A 17,956-nucleotide genomic window follows, 5' to 3' on the forward strand; every position below is an offset into this window, starting at 1 on the left:
AATGCAAAATATGTCTTTCACTTTGTTTACGTCAAAAGCTACCCTCCTTTTATTTATTGGTTTTTTAATATCGGGTGCTATCAACGCTCAAGAGCTCTATCAACCGCGTAGTGTTCAAAATGCTTATAAAAACGGTACACGAGCTTACGACGGAAATCCAGGAGAGAAATACTGGCAAAATCGTGGAATATATGAAATGCACATTCAAATTGATCCTCCCAATAGGAAAATAATAGGTGAACAAAAAATCACGTACACCAACAACAGTCCTGATACTTTAAAAAGACTGAATTATAAACTAATTTTAAATCACCATAAACCTGCAGCGCCAAGGTTGAGGACAGTTACCAATGACTACTTAACATCAGGAATGCACATCAATTCATACACAGAAAACGGTGTTCAACGCAAGTGGGAAAATAATGAACGTGACGGGATCAATAAAGTCATTCAATTGGCAGAGCCACTTGCACCAAACTCAAGTATTGAACTTACGTTTGACTGGCATTTTGATGTTTCCAAGCAAAGTGGACGAGAAGGAGCAATTGATTCAACCACTTTCTTCTTGGCTTATTTTTATCCTCGCGTAGCCGTGTATGATGATTATGAAGGTTGGGATTTTATGCCTTATGCAGGATCTCAAGAGTTTTACAATAACTTTAACGACTATTCATTTGAAGTGACTGTTCCCAAAAACTATATTGTTTGGGCAACGGGAGACCTCATGAACCCAAGAGAAGTACTTCAAAAGAAATACGCTGATTTATTAGAACAATCAATGACTTCAGATGAGGTGATTCGTATCATGACGCAAGAGGATGTAAAAAACAAAGCTGTAACCATGCAAAACGAAACCAATACGTGGAAGTGGAAGGCAGACAATATTACAGATATCACTATAGCTACAAGTAACCAATACAATTGGGATGCAGGAAGTGTGGTTGTCGATTCAGCAACTGGAAGGAGGGCTAGTTTCCAAGCGGCCTACGATGCACCTTCGAAGGACTTTAAAAACATGGTCAAATACGGAATGAATACCCTGTCTTGGTTTTCAAATCACATTCCTGGAGTTCCTTACCCATTTTCAAAGATGACTGTTGTTAGGGGTTTTGCCAATATGGAATATCCTATGATGGCCAATGACAGTTCAAATGATGATGAAAAATTTACACGTTTTGTGATGCAACACGAAGTGGCTCATACCTATTTTCCTTTCTATATGGGAATCAATGAAACCCGTTTTGCCTTTATGGATGAAGGTTGGGCAACGGCATTTGAATATTTTATAGGCATCGAAGATTTAGGGTATGAACAGGCAACAGAAAACTTTAAACGTTTCCGAGTAGAAAGATGGAGCAATAATACTTCGTTGGAATTAGACCTTCCCATCATTACCCCTTCAAATATAATGAGTGGACTAGGTGCAGGAACAAACAGCTATGGAAAAGCAGCCTTGGGTTACTTGGCCTTACGTGATTACTTAGGTGACGAAATGTTTTTGACGGCCCTTCATGGATTTATGGACCGATGGAACGGAAAACATCCTATTCCTTGGGATATGTTTTACTCTTTTAATGACATCACAGGAGAAAATCTGAACTGGTTCTGGAACAATTGGTTTTTCAGTAATAACTATATGGATATTGCGATTTGTAAGGTGAAAGTTGGTGGTAACTCTGCAAAAATCCAAATCAATAACATTGGAGGAATGGCTGTGCCATTTGATGTTGTTGTTGAATTGAAAAATGGTGATACGAAAACCTTCCACCAAACTCCAGAAGTATGGAAAGATGATTTAAGCGCTGCCACAATAAAGCTAAAAGACGTAAAAGACATTGTTCAAATTAAATTGGACGGAGGAGTCTGGATGGATGCGGATCTAGAAAATAATGTTTGGGAAAAGAAAGACTAAGGTCTTTCTCAGTATTGAGTTTGAGATGCGAGTTTGAAATGTTACGAACTATCATTTGCATAAAAACCATACTCTTTTGTGTTGTTCTACCAATATTTGTAAGATTGAATTTTAAATCAAAATAAAGTTCTCATTTTATTGATTATTATCTGTCGAAAAGATTTCTCGGCGTTAAGCGCCATCGAAATGACAAGTTTCAAGAGAAGTCAAGGGACAAAAAGTTAAAGGCTGAGAATCCCAAGATGAATACGATTGATTTTAGGGTGTTGCAGTATGGTGAGTTTTTGAGGGGGTGATTTCTTTCCTCATTCTCACACTGTTTCTCGCTCTTTTTTAAAACAATATTACACAGAGATACACGGAGGGTTTTCACAGAGCTACGCTGAGTGTTCACACTTGTGCCGAGTTTGCCGAAGTAGAGATTCGCAGAGGAAAAAGAGAAATGTTGGGATATGGATGATTATCCTCATTCTTGTTTCTCGTGCTTATTCAATTATTCAACACATCCCACTCATCAATAATTTTATTTCCTCTGGTGATCATCAATTTACCAAATTGCAAGAATACAAATTCACTTTGGTGAGGACGTAAAAACACAAAATCATCAACGTCTAAGGTTGCAGTCATAGGAGCATTAACCATTGTTTGATTAGTGGATGCTCCAAAAAACGAGTTCAGTTGTAATTCTTCTGGAAAAACATAATCCGCTTTCCAAAAGCCTCCATAAATAAAAAAGGATTGAGCGTTTTTTCTATTGATGAAACGCAATATCGTTTTAAATTTTTCTAAACCTGGAATAGTGGTGTCTTTCATTTTTTTCAGCACAGGAGTTGCAATAAAACATGCTGGACTATAATTGTTTAATGTTGGAACATCAAAGGTGGTTGGCTTGACAAAACATGAACCTGAGGCAATATCATTTAAAGGTGAGGATGAGGTGTTATGTAAACGAACCGTTGGACTTCCTGCACCGTTAAAAGTCAGATGATCATTCCAAAGTTCTGGAAATTGTTCTTCAACCATCTTTTTGCAATCATTATAGAAATCATTGCTCGCGCTCAAAGATTTTTTTTGAGAACGAAGAATTTTTGGAACCTTCACTACATGTGGATCATAGCCCATAAAGCCACTAAATTCTACTTTTCCGCCTTTAGCTTTTATAATTTCTAAAACATCTTGTACTTCACTTATTGTTTGAAATCCTCCGCGATGTAACCCGACATCAATTTCTAAGTTTAGTCGGAGCGGTTGATTTAACTCTTCTGCTAATTTCAAGTATTCCAAAGCACGTTCCTTCGTATCAACTAGCCATTGAATTTGAGTAAATGGATTAAATTCAGTTTCGCTTTTTGAGAAATTATTAAAGAAGAAGGCCGCAGTTTTTATCGGCATGGGTTTTCCTAAAAGAATGTCAGCATTACGATCTAAAACTGTACTCAAATGACTTAAAAAAGGTTGATGGAAAACCATAAAACGATTCGTGGACATCTTATCTGCCACATAGTTCAATAAGTTGGGTGAAGGCAATGACTTAACCACCACGCGGAACTGCGCATTCGATTTTAAGTCAGTTTTAAATAATTCAATATTTTTATCTACCCTGTCAAGATCAACCATTAAAAACGGTATAGCTCGATGATGTTTTTTTAACGTTACATTAAGCTGTTCAAAATAGTCCTTATTGCTCTCCTTTTTCATCATCCAATCAATTGCTTTATATAAGGGCTTGTGAAAATTCCATCTGGGTCTTGCTCTTTTCTGATCTTATTAAACTCAGGATATTTTGGGTAAAGGTCTATGACATCTTGCTGCGTTAATGTATGTGATTTCCCCCAATGCGGACGACCTCCATAAGCCCTGAAAATTGCTTCTAAAGCTTTAAAATACTCGGTATTGTCTTTTTTATTGTAAACATGACAAGCAATATAAGCAGAATCGCGGCCATAAGCTGGGCTCATGTAAATATCGTCTGCTTTTACCCACCGACTCTCTATTGGAAAATGAATAGCGAATTTTTCAGAATTAACTAACTGCACAATTTCTTTCATCACGTCTTGATAGGCTTCAGCAGGCACATTATATTCCATTTCTGTAAATTTAACCAAACGCATGGTTGCATATACTCTGTGACTATAATTTAACTTTTTCATGGTCGGTACGGCCTTAGCTACGATTTTAGAGACCATTTTATTTTTAGATGGGAAAGTTTTGGCAAATGCACACAGCGCTTTGAAGGTATAATTCTCTAAAAATAATTCTGATGCATAATTCAAGTAAGTATCCTTATCAGGCTCTCCACTTTCTGCAATATTTGTCGTTTTGGTCCAAACCGTTTGGGTGTATGGAAACCAATAATATTCAAAATTTCTATTTTGACGGTTTCTTTCCGATATGCTTGACATTACTTCCTCAAGTTCTTCCTTTCTATTCGTAACCAGTAATTTGTAACTCGGAACACATTGTAAGGTAATTTCTGTGATTACTCCCAAAACCCCCAGAGAAACTTGCGCTGCTTTAAATAGTTCAGGGTTTTCTGTTGGAGAACAAGATTTGATTTCTCCTTTTCCGTTGATCAATCTTAAAGCAATTATTTGGGTGCTAATTGTTCCAAAATCCGTCCCCGTTCCATGGGTTCCAGTACAAATTGTTCCTGCAATGGATTGGGCGTCAATATCACCAAGGTTTTCCATGGCAAGACCTTCTTTCCATAAAAGCTCTCCCAGTAATTTCAATTTAGTTCCCCCTTTTACCGTGACCTGACATTTCTTCTTATCAACACTAACCAATCCTTGGTATTCATCCAGGCTTAATAATATTTGTTCTGTTTTACACAACTCCGTAAATGAATGCCCGGTTCCTATTACCCTAATTTTATTCCTATCATTGGCCGCTTTTAAAACCAAGTTTTGAATATCAAGCTCTGTGGACGGAAACGCAATTTGATTTGGCGTCCATTCCACATTTTCTGCCCAATTTTTTCTGTGGTTTTTTGTCATGTTTTTTTGGGTTTAGGGTGATGGTTTTCAGCTAATAAATTCGCTACTATCCTATAAAGTTAAGCAATAATTTGAAATGAGATTGATTGAGTTGAGGATGATTTATTCTTCGAGGCGCATGCAATCGTTGCAGTGTTTTTTAGGTGATGTTATAAACCTTTAATACTTAAGCTGTATAGTTCGAGCTAATTCCTTAAACTCACTAATTTCTAGTTTTAGGTCGTTTTTCGCAATACCCATAAGAGTAAATGAATTGTCCCCCTTAGCTAATGTTAAAAGATATACTATTACATCTTTTTCATTCATTTTACCTGCAACTTCTAATTCAAACGCCTGTATATTATTTAGTACCAAACTTCTCTCCGATAACAATTTTTCATATTCAAAGCCATTATTTGTTAGACCAATTATTGCTTGTTGAGCTAGACCTTCGACAGTAAATCCCACTTCAAAAGGTAATTCAGAGACTACAAGAGATAATTCATCCCATTCTGATGTTTGTTCACCATATTTTGTAAATATATACATGCTCGATGAATGCTGAGCAAATTTGTAAGGACTTTTGTCAGTGTTAAGCTTAAACTTAGCAATTTTCAAAGAATTTATCTTTAGTGTTTTATCATATTTAACACTATTCAATGCCTGCTCAATTTGTTTAATTGAAGATTTATCTCCTATTGGAGCCATTCCAGTCATCATTGCTGAAAAAGTTGAATCTCCGAATATCAATGCTGTGAAGTTCATTCCAGAACTTTGAATTTGCACCTTTTTTGCTGAAAATCCTTGAATTTTATACTCCTTGAAACATAAAACGGTATCTGCTTTACTCTTCCAGTTGGCTTCAGTGAAAGTAGCGGCATTTGAAGAAAAATTGCCACCTCTTAAATCCATTACGATAATTCCAACGTTTTCGCTTTTTTCTATCCCTGTTGTTGACTTAGAAATTTTGAAACCACCAGGGATTACCAAGAAAACTCTTGAACCAGGTATATTCTTAAGTTCTGATTCTTGCGATAGAACTAGCTGCAAGAGAAAAACTAATGATAAAGTTAAAGTGTATTTTGTCATTCTTAGTGGCTTCTAACGTTTGAGGCTTTGCAGCAGCCTGTTTTTAAATGTTAACTCGAAGATACAAACATTTCTTTTACATGAATATAAAAATCGTAGGGTTGCACAGGCTGGCGATAAGGGCTGTTTTATAGCTGGACCTTCATTTTTTCATTCATCATAAATTCTATACCAATTCTTTTTAATCTTCCAGTTGTTTTCTGGTTTATTTATTATTCGTTTTTCATATATATTTATAGCTTCTGGATTGTCGGTATAAATAAAGTGTATTGAAGGGGAGTCGAAGTAATTTCGAAAAACCCAAAATGTCACAGTGATATCATTAGTCTCTTGGTTTCTAACAATCCCAATCTCGTTACCACCATTAGAAACAACTGGAAATTTATATGGTAATTCATAGACCCATCCGTTTGCTTTCACATTAAGATTTAGTTGATCATTTTTTACAAGATTGATAATTTCTGTTCTTCTATTCTCGAGTAAAAACCAATCGATTTTTTCAATTACATTACTTGTTGTTGTATGAAAAAAAGTCAAAAGAAAAAGTGTTGCAAATGTCAAGAATTTTAAAACTCTAAACTCAGTTAAGCGCTTTATCTCGTATAATAACTTTCCGAGTTGAAATAGTGCCACTATAAGTAAAATGAAACTAAGTCCGAACCAAATTAATGCTAAAAAAAAGTATGGTATGAAATAATAGTTTACAATGGTCAAGATTATCCATGCAACCACTGTCCATATAAGTCCTTTTTTAGTCATTGGTTTGTCTCTCTGTGGTTAGCCTACAACGTTTTGCAGCTACCCGAAGGTGGCGATTTCGAAGCGATTCACTGTCAACCAAGCATAAACTTTGATAGAAGCACAAAGCTTGATTTAACCATTGAACCGCCACTTTTGGGTAGGTGCTGTTAGCGGTAGTGGTTCTCTTTTCGTCCATGCGTCTATCGTTAAATTTGTCCACCAAAGTTGTTTTTTATTTCAGGAAATTCTGCCAAGCAAGGTTTAATCCGTTCATAAACTACTTGGTCTGTAAAGTCTTTGCATTCATTATGTGTTGCTAGACACAAATAGTAATTGACATTGTCCTTTTGAGCAAATACAATCCACTCGCCAGTCTGCTTTTGGGGTTTTCTGAATTTACTTTCGTATAAAATTTTTGTCAAGAGAACTGTTAATGATTTCTTTTGAGCAATCTCTTTTGGGAAGTCATTTAATAGTCCAGTGAAAATTTCTTCAAGTAATCTGTTTTGAAAAGACACTTCGTCATTTTTGCCATACTTTTCTTTCCAACAGTTCACCATATTTTGCGCAATAAAAGTGTTGGAGTTATGATGAATGTGTTTTAATCCAGCAAGAGTTCCATTTTTATTAAATGGTCTCACATTCATTTTGTGTCCTTGGTCAACAAGTTCAATTATGTCAAGCATTGTCGGGAAATGGTAATGATGTATTTCATTGCCAAATTTTTCAAATATCTGTAAGCTGTGTCTTGTTAACTGATGAACTAATACAGAACTACACTTGCCAAATTTCACTTTTACTTTTAGTCGCTGTTCTACATCTTCTTTTGCTTTTTGAAAAACATCTGGTGAGATTACATTTTGCTCAAGACGGTCTTCTACAAATACACCGTTTACTGTGTGTTTATTTATAATTTCTGAGACTGGTGTCGTGATTGGAATGAAACTCATATTGTTTATGTAGATTCTGTATAAATAAATGTTGGTTCAGTTTTTTTTAGTCCGAAATACCAACGCTTTCTTTCTATATTGTCTAACGCTGAAAGCAGTTCAATATATCCCTGTGTCTTTGAAAGTGATTCAAATTTTAAATTTTTCCCTTTAAGATTTCCTAAATCACCACAAATACCATTGTAAAAATTTAAAATCGCTTTGTCTTTAAAATCTGGTTGCTTTATTTTTTCTTTTGAGCCAACCTCACAATACCAAACATCAAAAGTCCGTTCATAAATTTTTCCATAGCCGGGAAACAATTCACCGTCTCCAAATCCATTCTTAAACCATTCGTCTGATTTCCTTCTAACCAAAGTCCAACCTTTAGGAACATTTATAACCTCCTCAACTTCTTCAATTTCTTCTTCTGTTTCTAAAGCTCTATCAGTTTCTATTCCTGTTGGTGTAAATTTGGTTAACGCAAAATACCATCGTTTTCTATTCTTATTGTCTAATCCTGTATAGAGGGCTTCATATTCTTTGGTGTTATGCAATCTTTCTAAATACACCCCTTCCCCAGTTATTTCAGAGCGCATTTTGTTTATGTTGTTTTGGATAGAAGTTTGGGTCATATCTCTTTGTCTATCCTTAGGTTCGTAGTGCAAAGGGTTTCGGTCGTAGAATTTTTGAATATCTTTTTTGTCTTTAAAACCGATGTCGCAATACCATACATCAAATTCTCTATCGTATAGTTTTCCATAACCTGGAAATGTTTCACCTTCACCAAAACCAAGTTCTTTCCACCTGTCCGATTTTCTTCGCACAAGTTCCCACTTTGTGGTGTCGCTACTTTCTACATTGTCTGTTTTCGCATTTGTCGTAACGGTAAACTGAACCGCTCTTTGCGATGGTCTGCTGTTTGGCGTTTTGTCTCCGCCCTTTTGTCGGGCAGTATAGGCAAACAAAATTATTGCCGCTAAAATTAACACTATGTAAATCATCTATACTCTTTTCTGTTTGTCAAAAGTCTGATTGGTTTATGAACCAATGTTTGGGTTTGCACTGTCTCCTACCATTACCGCTAACAATCGGCTATCGACCATGGTCTATTTCCAACCTATACGTTTCATTCCAAATATAATAATTCCTGTCTACTTAATTCAAGGTAAACAAATCTAAACCTTAGATTTATAGGATATATATTTAAAAATACAGCGAACTTTAACCGTATAATTATACGAATAATCTATGCTTAAGTATTCTTCTATTGAATCACCGATTTAGTTTTATAAGCATAAAGCCTATGGCTTATGGCCTATAGCTTATAGCTTATAGCTTATGGCCTATAGCCTATGGCTTATAGCTTTTAGCCCAAAATTAAAACCCTTATCTTTGCCCATTACCAAAGCGTCATATCTTTTATGAAAATCGATAAGTTTGTCATTGCCATCATCATCAGTATCGTCATCGCGTACTTTTTTCCGCAACTCGGTGCAACAGACAGTCCCGTTCCTTTGGACACGATTGCAGGTTGGGGAATTTCACTCATCTTCTTTTTCTACGGATTAAAGCTCTCTACTGAAGCCATTAAAAGTGGGTTGAAAAATTGGAGACTACACATCGTTGTGCAAGCAAGTACATTTGTCTTATTTCCGTTGATTGTGGTAGTGTTTTATCCATTGGTCAAAGACACCAACCATGAAATCTTATGGCTTTCCTTACTTTTTATGGCGGCCTTACCTTCTACCGTTTCTTCGTCTGTGGTAATGGTTTCCTTGGCCAAAGGGAATATTCCAGCAGCGATTTTTAATGCGAGTATTTCTGGAATTATTGGAATCATCATCACGCCCTTATGGATGACCTCTTTTATTCAACAAGCGGACATTGCTTACGATTTCTCAGCGATTTATATCCAACTTGGAACAGAAATTCTATTGCCGCTTATCTTAGGACTATTGCTTCGTAGATACCTTGGGACATTCGCCCGTAAGCATGGACGATCTTTGGGTCTTTTCGATAAAACCGTAATTCTGCTTATCATCTATAAAAGCTTTGTTCATTCTTTTGAAGAAAACGTTTTTACAAGTGTTAGTCTCGTAGATTTACTCTTGATGACTGCACTCGTTATCGCATTGTTTTTCCTTGTTTACTTCATTACTGGCTGGATTGGAAAGCGTTTAAACTTTAACCGAGAAGACAGAATTACTGCACAGTTTTGTGGAACCAAAAAGTCACTTGTACATGGAACCGTTTTTTCTGAAGCTTTATTTGGTCATACCAGTATTATGGGATTGATGTTATTGCCTTTGATGCTATTTCATGCCATTCAAATTCTCATCATTAGTGTAATCGCCACAAAAATGGGTGTGGAAGAAACAAAAAGGCAGATTGAAAAAGGAAGAATTTTATAAAATTCTATACTAGAAACTTGTTTTGATTAAAAAAAAGAGCACTTTTACTAAATAAATCCCGTAAAAATGAAAAACTTAACTTTTACCCTCTCGTTTCTCCTCTTAACTACCTTTTCTTTTACACAAGAATGGAAGACCCTCGATGAAGAAAATTACCTTATTGAATATCCTGAAAATTGGGAAGTCAATACCTCAGGAGCAATGAATACACAAGTCATTTTATTTAGCCCTATCGTTTCTAAAGAAGACTTATTCCGTGAAAATGTAAATTACATTATACAAGATTTATCTGAGTATAAAGTGAATCTAGATCAATATGTTGAGGCTTCAGAAAAACAAGTCGAGACTTTAGTCGTAAATGGAAAAATTCTTGAAAGCGAAAGACTAGAAAATAAAAACGGAACTTATCATAAACTCATCTATACAGGGACTCAGGGATTGTTTGATTTACAGTTTATGCAGTATTTCTTTGTCAAAGACAACATCGCTTATGTACTGACATTCACATGTGAAATTGATCAAGTTGAGTCTTATCAAAAAACTGGAGAACGAATATTGAATAGTTTTTTGCTAAAATAATTTTAGATTGAAAAGATTATCATTAAATCATATTTTTACACTTATTTCTTAATTTTGCACACCAAATAACACTTCTTATGAAAATAAAAAATCTATTACTGATTGCATGTCTATGTTTTAACGTTTCATTTTTTGCTCAAACTCCGAGTGAAGATTTTGAGATTGCTTGGTCAAACCATAAAAAATATAAAAACACCTTAAAGCTTATTGGCGCTAAAAAAACAGATGAAGGGTACTTGGTATTCAATAAAGAAACCATAAAAGGTCCTGGAGGATGGAGGTATTTTATTGAGTCTTATGATAACAAGATGAATTTCATTCGAAAGTTTGATATTTCTGAGCAAGTAGATGAGAAGAATTATAGGATTCAAGACATAATCAACTATGGAGATGATTTTTTATTGATTTCTACACGTGTTTTTAAAAAGGAAAAAAGAAAAGAAACCTATATTCAAAAAATAGGTGAATCTCAAAGCAATATAATTGGAAAAAGGGTCAAAATAAATAATGAAGTTCTGTACAAAAAGAAGGGGCATTCTTCATATCATTTGACCACTTCTCCAAACGACAAATATCTTTTGTTTCAAATCATTCCTTATTACACCAAAAAACGTCCAGAAAACATGAGTTTAATTCTACTCGATGAAGATTTAAAAATCTATTGGGAAGAGGAGAAAGTGGAAGTTTTAGGAGTATCTCCAGATGGAAAGCTAAGGTTTCAGATTAAGAACATTGTTTTAAATGATCTAGGTGAAGTTTTTATCATTGGTAAGGAAGGTGCAAAAACACCATATTCAAGACATCTGCATACGGGCAGTCGAATTAATCTGTATGAAGATAAAGACCAATTCTATAAAATATACAAATTGGTTGAAGGAAACTATACAGGTGAATCGATCACCTTAGACAAACAAGGATTAAAAAGAATGGACATTCAAGTATCTAAGAACAATACACTTCATTGTTTGGGGTATTTTACTGAAAACCCAAAGGAAGCAGAGATAGAAGGGGTGGCTTCTTACATTATTGATTCTGATTTATCTGAAATAATAACAGAGCAGTTTTATTTGTTTGATGAAGATTTTTACTCAATTGATGTTTCAGGGAAGTCTGATAGAAAAGCGGATAAAATGCGTAAGTCAGAAATCAATCGTTTTGATGATTTGGTCAATGAAGAAATCGTACAAAACGAAGATGGTTCAATGGCTTTAATCGGTGAAATACAATATTCGTATACTTACACCAGTGGGTCTGGAGACAATCAAACAACAAAAACTAAATATGTTTACGGATCAATTGTTGTTTCAAATATTGATGTGAATGGTGAAGTCACTTCTAATACACAAATTAAGAAATCAACTACGTTCTCTAGACCAAGTCCAAAACACAACCTCATGATTAGCTTAAATGAGGATTTTTACCGTATAACCTCATGTAGAAGATCAGATTTTGACGATGCTGACCCCAATAAAAACCAAAAAGACAAATTTTTAAAAGTCATTAAAATCGATGCCAATGGAGATCAAATCGAAGAAGCATTAGTTGAAATACAAAAGGCTCCTAATCATAATAAAACTGTAATTAAAGGTGTTGATACAGATGGAATAGTGTTACCTAACAACGACATATTACTCCTTGTAAATCACAGCAAAAAAGAATATAAAATACTTTTAATCAAACCATTGTAAGACCATTAGTCTAACATAAACATACTGTGAAATGCCCTAAATAAGTTTATTTTAGGGCATTTCTTGTAGGCTACATTTGATATAGAGAATTACAAACGATTAAAAATAAATATTAACTTTAATCACTTAATGAAGGAAACAGAGTTCATCAATCAGAATAAGAACAAGTGGAACAGATATGAAAAACACTTGACTTCCTCTTCGACTAATCCCGAGGAGATTCGTGAATTGTACACTGAACTCAATAATGACCTAAGTTATGCGCAAACTTTTTATGAAAAAAGAACAGTACGTGCTTACCTCAATTATCTTGCGCAAAGCGTCCACCGACAATTGTACAAACAGAAAAAAGAGCCTTTTTCTGTTATTTGGCAAGCATGGACTATAGACTTACCGCTTGAAATATATAGGGCTCGCAAAAATCTACTTTTCGCACTCATTTTATTTCTTATTTATGCAGTAATTGGTGCTTTTTCAACACATCAAGACATTAATTTCGCAAAAACAATTTTGGGGCGTCATTATATTCAATTAACTGAAGATAATATTGCTTCTGGAAATCCATTGGGAATTTATGGTGACACCTCTCAAGGAACTATGTTTGTTCAAATCACACTGAACAATATCCGGGTTGCACTGATGTGTTTTTTTGGCGGAATTTTATTCTCCTTAGGAACTCACGTTATCTTGTTTAATAATGCCATAATGGTGGGTGTATTTCAATACTTTTTTAAAATGAAAGGGTTATTGCTCACTTCTTTTTTAACTATTTGGATCCACGGAGCGTTTGAAATTTCTGCCATCGTAATTGCTTCTGGTGCTGGTTTTACACTTGGTCATGGAATTTTATTTCCAGGAAGTTACACGCGTCTACAAGCCCTTCAAATGAGCGGCATGAGAGGAATACGTATTATGTTGTCGCTAATTCCTATTTTTATCATCGCAGGATTCTTAGAAAGTTATGTAACAAGAAACTACCAAGTTCTGCCCGATTGGTCAAAATGGATGATTGTCCTTTTTTCTTTTGCAATGATCTTGTTTTATTATGTTATTTATCCCCTTCTAGTTGCACGTAAATACCCTGAAAAAGTACATGCTGCACCACAGGTTAATGCCTTCGAAAAAGTTGATTTTAAGCCTTATAAAATCAGAAAAAACATTCAAATTTTTCGTGAAAGTTTTCAATTGTTCTTTGTCAAGTTTAGCTTTTTCTGGAAAGGAATAATCCGCACAGCTTTTCCTCTAATTGCAATTATTCTTGTGTATCAGTTTTTTTCGCATTACTCAGACCTAACTGTTCTATACGCTTATGATTGGTCTGGTCAACTTTCAATACTGTTTGGAAATCCGTGGGGTGTTGCTTACAATGGTTTATCAGATACATTGGTTGCTGTTTTTTGGCTGTTTCCCATTACTTTTATTGCATTATCAGTGTTTTTTAGTCTTTATTCTACGGAAAATGAATTTTCAACTCCACTTTTCACTCATTATGTAAGACAACGGTTTTTTAAAATGTTTATCGCGCTGTTGCCCATTTACTTCTTATTGATAGTACTTCCGTATTTCATAATTATTCCATCAATTTTAATTTTCCCCTTTTTTATTCTTGCACCTGCAAGCGTTGGTTTAGAAGAAAAACCAGTTTTAAAAAATGGATATGTTGTCTCTTCTAAAAAATGGAACTCGAGCATAGTTATGTTAATTGTACTCTGTTTAACTACCTTCTTCTTTGCACAACCTTTTGCTTTTGTTGTTGGTGATATGGGAGATTTATTGGATTGGTTCATTGATTTTTTACTGCCTATTTTTGCTGAATTTACAGCAGACCCTATTGTTTGGACGAATGTCATCAGGCAATTGGTTTATGTTAGCTTTATCGTGGTAATTCTTCCCCTCTTTTTTATCGTTTTTGCCTTACTTTTTTATTCTGTCAAAGAAGAAAATGAAGCTATAGGATTAAAAGCAGCATTCCAACAATTTGGTCAACGCAGTAGAATTAAAGAAACAAACGCCGATTTTGAATAGCTTTTCAATAAAATATCGTTTCCTCTGGGTGATTCTTGCACTGCTGCCTTTATTCATTATGGGTCAAGACGAAACGTTTGATCAACGTTGGGAAGAATTGAATGAAGGAATTCAATACAAACCTTCGAAGCGTCCAAAAGGACCAGAAAAGGATTATATTTCTCCGCAACAATTCAATGAAAGTAAAGCCCTTCAAAATAAGGTAAACAAATCTGCTACAGACGACGAAATAATCACTTCGAGAGAAAAGCGTTTTGCAAATGGGTCTGACAAAGGAGTAAAAAAACACATCAAAGATGAAAACGATCAAGGAATAGAAGATTTATCTACTCCTGATACAGACGCACCTAAAGTAAACCCTCCAGATTATGACGGTCCTGACTGGGATTGGGGAGATGGTTCATTGATAAAGTTCTTTTTAATCAGCATTGCAATCCTTTTGCTCGTCTTTTTAATTTATCATTTCTTCTTTAAGAACGCCTCAAAACCTGATCAAAAAATTGGCGCTTATATTTATGATGAAGACAATGAAATTAATCCTGAAACCATTCAAAAAAGCAAGTTAGAAATAGACCTTGATCAAGCTATTGCTGCAGAAGATTATCGTACGGCTATACGAATTTACTACATTATGCTTTTGAAGGCATTGATAGAACGCAACTGGATTAAATGGGCAAAAAGAAAAACAAACTCACATTATAGTATAGAAATGAGTACGCAAGAAGAAGCTACTAATTTCAATAAAGCTGTTTTAATGTACGAATGGAGTTGGTATGGAAAAAACTTACCCAACAAAGCCACTTTTGAACGTTTCTCCACATTTTATTCTGATTTTTTAAACCGTCTGAAGGATGAATAGAAACCGAATGCTCTACCTCATATTTGCGGTTGTGCTTGTGGGCGCATTGTTGGTGGTATTTCTTAATGCTGGAAGTAAATCAACGCCTTCAACTCAACAGCAGCATAAGAAAGCATTTACTTCTTCTAACTGGAAAGTTGATTTAGCTCTTGAGGACAAAAATCCTTATGGTTTATACGCATTTAGAGAGTTGGCCGTTGCTGATGGCCGTTTTACCGTCTTTAATGATTATTCTAGTTACCAGTTACTGGATTCTATTACGAGGCTTGATTCCTCAATTATGATGTATATTGGTTTAGAATTCATGCTTACAGATGAAGAAACTGACCTATTACTTCAAGGTATAGAATATGGAAGTAGCTTTTTTTTGTCAAGTGAAAAACTACCTCCTTATTTGCTCGAAAAATTGTTTGACGAAAATCCGCTTACCTTCATACCAAAGAAGAAAGCACCACATAAAATCAATGATCAGTTGTACAACATGTACTATTATTATGAAAATGATACCCTAACAGAAATATGGGATATGTTTCATAAGCATGAGTTGGATGCGCATACACAAATCCATAGTACCATTTTTGGACGTCCAAATTTTATTGAAATTCCTTATGGTTTAGGTAAAATCTATTTACACTTGAATCCCCTTGTTTTTACCAATGTACAAGTCCTGAAAAAAGAGGGTAAAGCTTACCTTAAAGAGGTTTTTTCAAAAATAGATCAACCTCATATTCAGTGGTTGTCCTTTGCAAAATATGAACCTATTGAATACGACCCTTCATCCGGAGAATTTGAAGAAGACCATAGTTTGCTCAGTGAGTTATTTAAACACCCTGCCTTTCGTTGGGGCTTTATTCTTGCTGTTTTCGGACTGTTATTATACCTTTTGTTCAGAAGTAAACGAAGACGTCCTATTATTCCAGCAAAGGAAGACAATAAAAACACAGGATTCAGCTATGTCGATACATTAGCGGGAATTTATTTCAATAAAAATCATGGAGATAAGATGTTGAAAATCATGAGGCGGAATTTCTATAGTGCTGTTTACGAGCATTTTTATATCGATTTAGCCAAACGTGAAGACCATAAAGCGTTGATTAGTTTATCTAAAAAATCCAATGTGCCACTTGAAGAAATAGATCAATTGCTCAAGTTTTTAGAAGCAACTACAAAGGTGAGCGATATTTACTTAGGTAACACCTATAAAGTGCAACGAGAATTTTATTTTAAGTCTGGTATTTGGAACAAAGAGGTAAGGAATAAATTAGCGAGCGGCCCCGTTACCCTATACAGACAAAAGAGTCAAGCAATAGGAACAATATTCTTAGGTGCTTTTATTATTCTGCTTGGATTTATATTCTTGTCTCTCTCCTTAGGTGTGGGCGTTTTGTTTTGGCCTATTGGAATAGTAGCAATTGCTATCGGGACGCGCATGCTCAACACACCTGCTTTGGTATTGAATCGCGATCTTATCGAAATCAATCCTTTATGGAGGAGAAAAAGCCTTATTTTACATGAAAACATTAAGTTTATTGAAGAAAATAGACAAAACCTCATCATTTATTTAAAAAATGGTGAGCAATCAACCCTAAACATTTCATCACTTGATACAAAGAATAAAAAAGCATTAGACAATTTAATAAAACGATTTAAACCGACTTAGACATGGAAGAAAACGAAAAATATATGCCGCAAAATGAAGATGCTTCTTCAAACAAAAAGGAAGAAGTAACTCCACAAACAGAAAACAGAGAAAACAATCCGCTCGAAAAAATGCCTTACGAAGAAGAAAACCAAGAAATGATTTGGCTTTCTCAAAAGGTCAATGAAATTCGCGCAAAAATGGGTGAATTTATCATTGGTCAGCAAGTTATGGTCGACCTATTAATGACCGGAATTTTCTCCGCAGGACACCTACTTTTGGAGGGTGTACCTGGTGTAGCCAAAACACTTTCTGCAAAGGTCTTGTCAAAGTCTTTGGATATTGATTTTTCAAGAATACAATTTACGCCAGACCTAATGCCGTCAGACGTATTGGGAACTTCTGTTTTCAACATGAAGAATTCTGAGTTTTTCTTTAAGAAAGGGCCAATATTTTCTAATATGGTATTAATTGATGAGATAAACCGTGCTCCAGCAAAAACCCAAGCGGCTTTGTTTGAAGTGATGGAAGAGCGACAAATCACCTATGACGGTGAGCTTTATCAAATGGAGTTTCCTTTTATTGTAATTGCTACACAAAACCCAATAGAGCAAGAAGGAACTTATGCTCTACCTGAAGCACAATTGGATCGTTTTTTATTTAAAATCACCATGGATTATCCCGATTTAGATGATGAAGTAAAAATACTTCACCGCTATAGAAATAACATTAAGCCACCAAATTTAGAGGAAATTAAAGCGGTCATTTCAAGTGCTGATATTCAAAAGATTCAAGATTTAATTAAAAAGGTGGTCATTACTGATGAACTGCTTCGCTATGTTGCAACTATAATCGATCAAACAAGAAACCATGGTAAAATTTACCTTGGTGCTTCTCCCCGAGCTTCACTTTCTATTCTTAAAAGTGCAAAAGCAGTTGCAGGAATTAGAGGAAGAGCATTTGTAACCCCTGATGACATTCAATTTGTGGCTCCCTATGTCTTAAGTCACCGATTAATTCTGACGCCGGATGCAGAAATGGAAGGAATATCACCCAACGAAGTAGTAGCTTCAATTATTCAAGAAATAGAAGTGCCAAGATAACAG

General features: G+C 35.1%; 15 protein-coding genes. 8 read left to right on the plus strand and 7 right to left on the minus strand.

What is annotated here, in order from left to right; genetic code table 11:
- Window position 1: 1 nt before the first annotated feature.
- The gene (locus tag ACN0U3_RS01465) at window positions 2-1,912 is read left to right on the plus strand and encodes a M1 family metallopeptidase (RefSeq protein ID WP_417264859.1); all 1,911 of its coding nucleotides are present in this window, start codon (window positions 2-4) and stop codon (window positions 1,910-1,912) included.
- Between the two features lie 489 nt (window positions 1,913-2,401).
- Here ACN0U3_RS01465 and ACN0U3_RS01470 read toward each other — a convergent pair whose 3' ends face one another.
- The 7 genes from ACN0U3_RS01470 to ACN0U3_RS01500 form a co-directional block, all read right to left on the minus strand.
- Window positions 2,402-3,613 carry an alanine racemase gene (locus ACN0U3_RS01470; protein ID WP_417264860.1) on the minus strand — a complete coding sequence of 404 codons (1,212 nt, stop codon included), beginning with the start codon at window positions 3,611-3,613 and terminating at the stop codon, window positions 2,402-2,404.
- Window positions 3,610-4,908, minus strand: a complete 1,299-nt coding sequence (locus ACN0U3_RS01475; protein WP_417264861.1) for a D-arabinono-1,4-lactone oxidase — start codon at window positions 4,906-4,908, stop codon at window positions 3,610-3,612. The genes ACN0U3_RS01470 and ACN0U3_RS01475 overlap by 4 nt, the downstream gene beginning before the upstream one ends.
- A gap of 159 nt (window positions 4,909-5,067) precedes the next feature.
- Window positions 5,068-5,976 carry a hypothetical protein gene (locus ACN0U3_RS01480; RefSeq protein ID WP_417264862.1) on the minus strand — a complete coding sequence of 303 codons (909 nt, stop codon included), beginning with the start codon at window positions 5,974-5,976 and terminating at the stop codon, window positions 5,068-5,070.
- A 150-nt stretch (window positions 5,977-6,126) separates the two neighbouring features.
- On the minus strand, window positions 6,127-6,735 hold the full coding sequence (locus tag ACN0U3_RS01485) for a hypothetical protein (protein WP_417264863.1): 609 nt from the start codon (window positions 6,733-6,735) through the stop codon (window positions 6,127-6,129).
- Window positions 6,728-6,913, minus strand: coding sequence for a hypothetical protein (locus tag ACN0U3_RS01490; protein ID WP_417264864.1), 186 nt, complete (start codon window positions 6,911-6,913; stop codon window positions 6,728-6,730). Before ACN0U3_RS01490 ends, ACN0U3_RS01485 begins: the two co-directional genes overlap by 8 nt.
- Window positions 6,914-6,923: 10 nt before the next feature.
- Entirely contained in the window at window positions 6,924-7,667 is a 744-nt protein-coding gene (locus ACN0U3_RS01495) for a hypothetical protein (RefSeq protein ID WP_417264865.1), read from the minus strand.
- 5 nt (window positions 7,668-7,672) lie between these two features.
- Window positions 7,673-8,650: a hypothetical protein gene (locus ACN0U3_RS01500; protein WP_417264866.1), complete on the minus strand. Its 978-nt coding sequence runs from the start codon at window positions 8,648-8,650 to the stop codon at window positions 7,673-7,675.
- Window positions 8,651-9,070: 420 nt separating this feature from the next.
- Here ACN0U3_RS01500 and ACN0U3_RS01505 point away from each other — a divergent pair, with 420 nt between their 5' ends.
- The 7 genes from ACN0U3_RS01505 to ACN0U3_RS01535 all read left to right on the plus strand — a co-directional run bounded on the left by ACN0U3_RS01505 (window position 9,071) and on the right by ACN0U3_RS01535 (window position 17,953).
- Window positions 9,071-10,060, plus strand: coding sequence for a bile acid:sodium symporter (locus ACN0U3_RS01505; RefSeq protein ID WP_417264867.1), 990 nt, complete (start codon window positions 9,071-9,073; stop codon window positions 10,058-10,060).
- A gap of 66 nt (window positions 10,061-10,126) precedes the next feature.
- Window positions 10,127-10,639, plus strand: coding sequence for a PsbP-related protein (locus ACN0U3_RS01510; protein WP_417264868.1), 513 nt, complete (start codon window positions 10,127-10,129; stop codon window positions 10,637-10,639).
- Window positions 10,640-10,716: 77 nt separating this feature from the next.
- Entirely contained in the window at window positions 10,717-12,327 is a 1,611-nt protein-coding gene (locus ACN0U3_RS01515) for a hypothetical protein (RefSeq protein ID WP_417264869.1), read from the plus strand.
- A 129-nt stretch (window positions 12,328-12,456) separates the two neighbouring features.
- The gene (locus ACN0U3_RS01520; RefSeq protein ID WP_417264870.1) at window positions 12,457-14,352 is read left to right on the plus strand and encodes a stage II sporulation protein M; all 1,896 of its coding nucleotides are present in this window, start codon (window positions 12,457-12,459) and stop codon (window positions 14,350-14,352) included.
- Entirely contained in the window at window positions 14,345-15,211 is an 867-nt protein-coding gene (locus ACN0U3_RS01525; RefSeq protein WP_417264871.1) for a hypothetical protein, read from the plus strand. Before ACN0U3_RS01520 ends, ACN0U3_RS01525 begins: the two co-directional genes overlap by 8 nt.
- The gene (locus tag ACN0U3_RS01530) at window positions 15,204-16,871 is read left to right on the plus strand and encodes a hypothetical protein (protein WP_417264872.1); all 1,668 of its coding nucleotides are present in this window, start codon (window positions 15,204-15,206) and stop codon (window positions 16,869-16,871) included. The genes ACN0U3_RS01525 and ACN0U3_RS01530 overlap by 8 nt, the downstream gene beginning before the upstream one ends.
- A 2-nt stretch (window positions 16,872-16,873) precedes the next feature.
- On the plus strand, window positions 16,874-17,953 hold the full coding sequence (locus ACN0U3_RS01535) for an AAA family ATPase (RefSeq protein ID WP_417264873.1): 1,080 nt from the start codon (window positions 16,874-16,876) through the stop codon (window positions 17,951-17,953).
- The last annotated feature ends 3 nt before the right edge of the window (window positions 17,954-17,956 follow it).

Source organism: Brumimicrobium sp. (genome assembly GCF_048268645.1).
GTDB lineage: Bacteria > Bacteroidota > Bacteroidia > Flavobacteriales_D > Crocinitomicaceae > Brumimicrobium > Brumimicrobium ulvae.

Excerpts from the sequence above, each read along its gene's own strand:
- ACN0U3_RS01465 (WP_417264859.1), top strand. The coding sequence starts at position 2 with ATGCAAAATATGTCTTTCACTTTGTTTACGTCAAAAGCTACCCTCCTT.
- ACN0U3_RS01470 (WP_417264860.1), bottom strand. The coding sequence starts at position 3,613 with ATGATGAAAAAGGAGAGCAATAAGGACTATTTTGAACAGCTTAATGTA.
- ACN0U3_RS01475 (WP_417264861.1), bottom strand. The coding sequence starts at position 4,908 with ATGACAAAAAACCACAGAAAAAATTGGGCAGAAAATGTGGAATGGACG.
- ACN0U3_RS01480 (WP_417264862.1), bottom strand. The coding sequence starts at position 5,976 with ATGACAAAATACACTTTAACTTTATCATTAGTTTTTCTCTTGCAGCTA.
- ACN0U3_RS01485 (WP_417264863.1), bottom strand. The coding sequence starts at position 6,735 with ATGACTAAAAAAGGACTTATATGGACAGTGGTTGCATGGATAATCTTG.
- ACN0U3_RS01490 (WP_417264864.1), bottom strand. The coding sequence starts at position 6,913 with ATGGACGAAAAGAGAACCACTACCGCTAACAGCACCTACCCAAAAGTG.
- ACN0U3_RS01495 (WP_417264865.1), bottom strand. The coding sequence starts at position 7,667 with ATGAGTTTCATTCCAATCACGACACCAGTCTCAGAAATTATAAATAAA.
- ACN0U3_RS01500 (WP_417264866.1), bottom strand. The coding sequence starts at position 8,650 with ATGATTTACATAGTGTTAATTTTAGCGGCAATAATTTTGTTTGCCTAT.
- ACN0U3_RS01505 (WP_417264867.1), top strand. The coding sequence starts at position 9,071 with ATGAAAATCGATAAGTTTGTCATTGCCATCATCATCAGTATCGTCATC.
- ACN0U3_RS01510 (WP_417264868.1), top strand. The coding sequence starts at position 10,127 with ATGAAAAACTTAACTTTTACCCTCTCGTTTCTCCTCTTAACTACCTTT.
- ACN0U3_RS01515 (WP_417264869.1), top strand. The coding sequence starts at position 10,717 with ATGAAAATAAAAAATCTATTACTGATTGCATGTCTATGTTTTAACGTT.
- ACN0U3_RS01520 (WP_417264870.1), top strand. The coding sequence starts at position 12,457 with ATGAAGGAAACAGAGTTCATCAATCAGAATAAGAACAAGTGGAACAGA.
- ACN0U3_RS01530 (WP_417264872.1), top strand. The coding sequence starts at position 15,204 with ATGAATAGAAACCGAATGCTCTACCTCATATTTGCGGTTGTGCTTGTG.
- ACN0U3_RS01535 (WP_417264873.1), top strand. The coding sequence starts at position 16,874 with ATGGAAGAAAACGAAAAATATATGCCGCAAAATGAAGATGCTTCTTCA.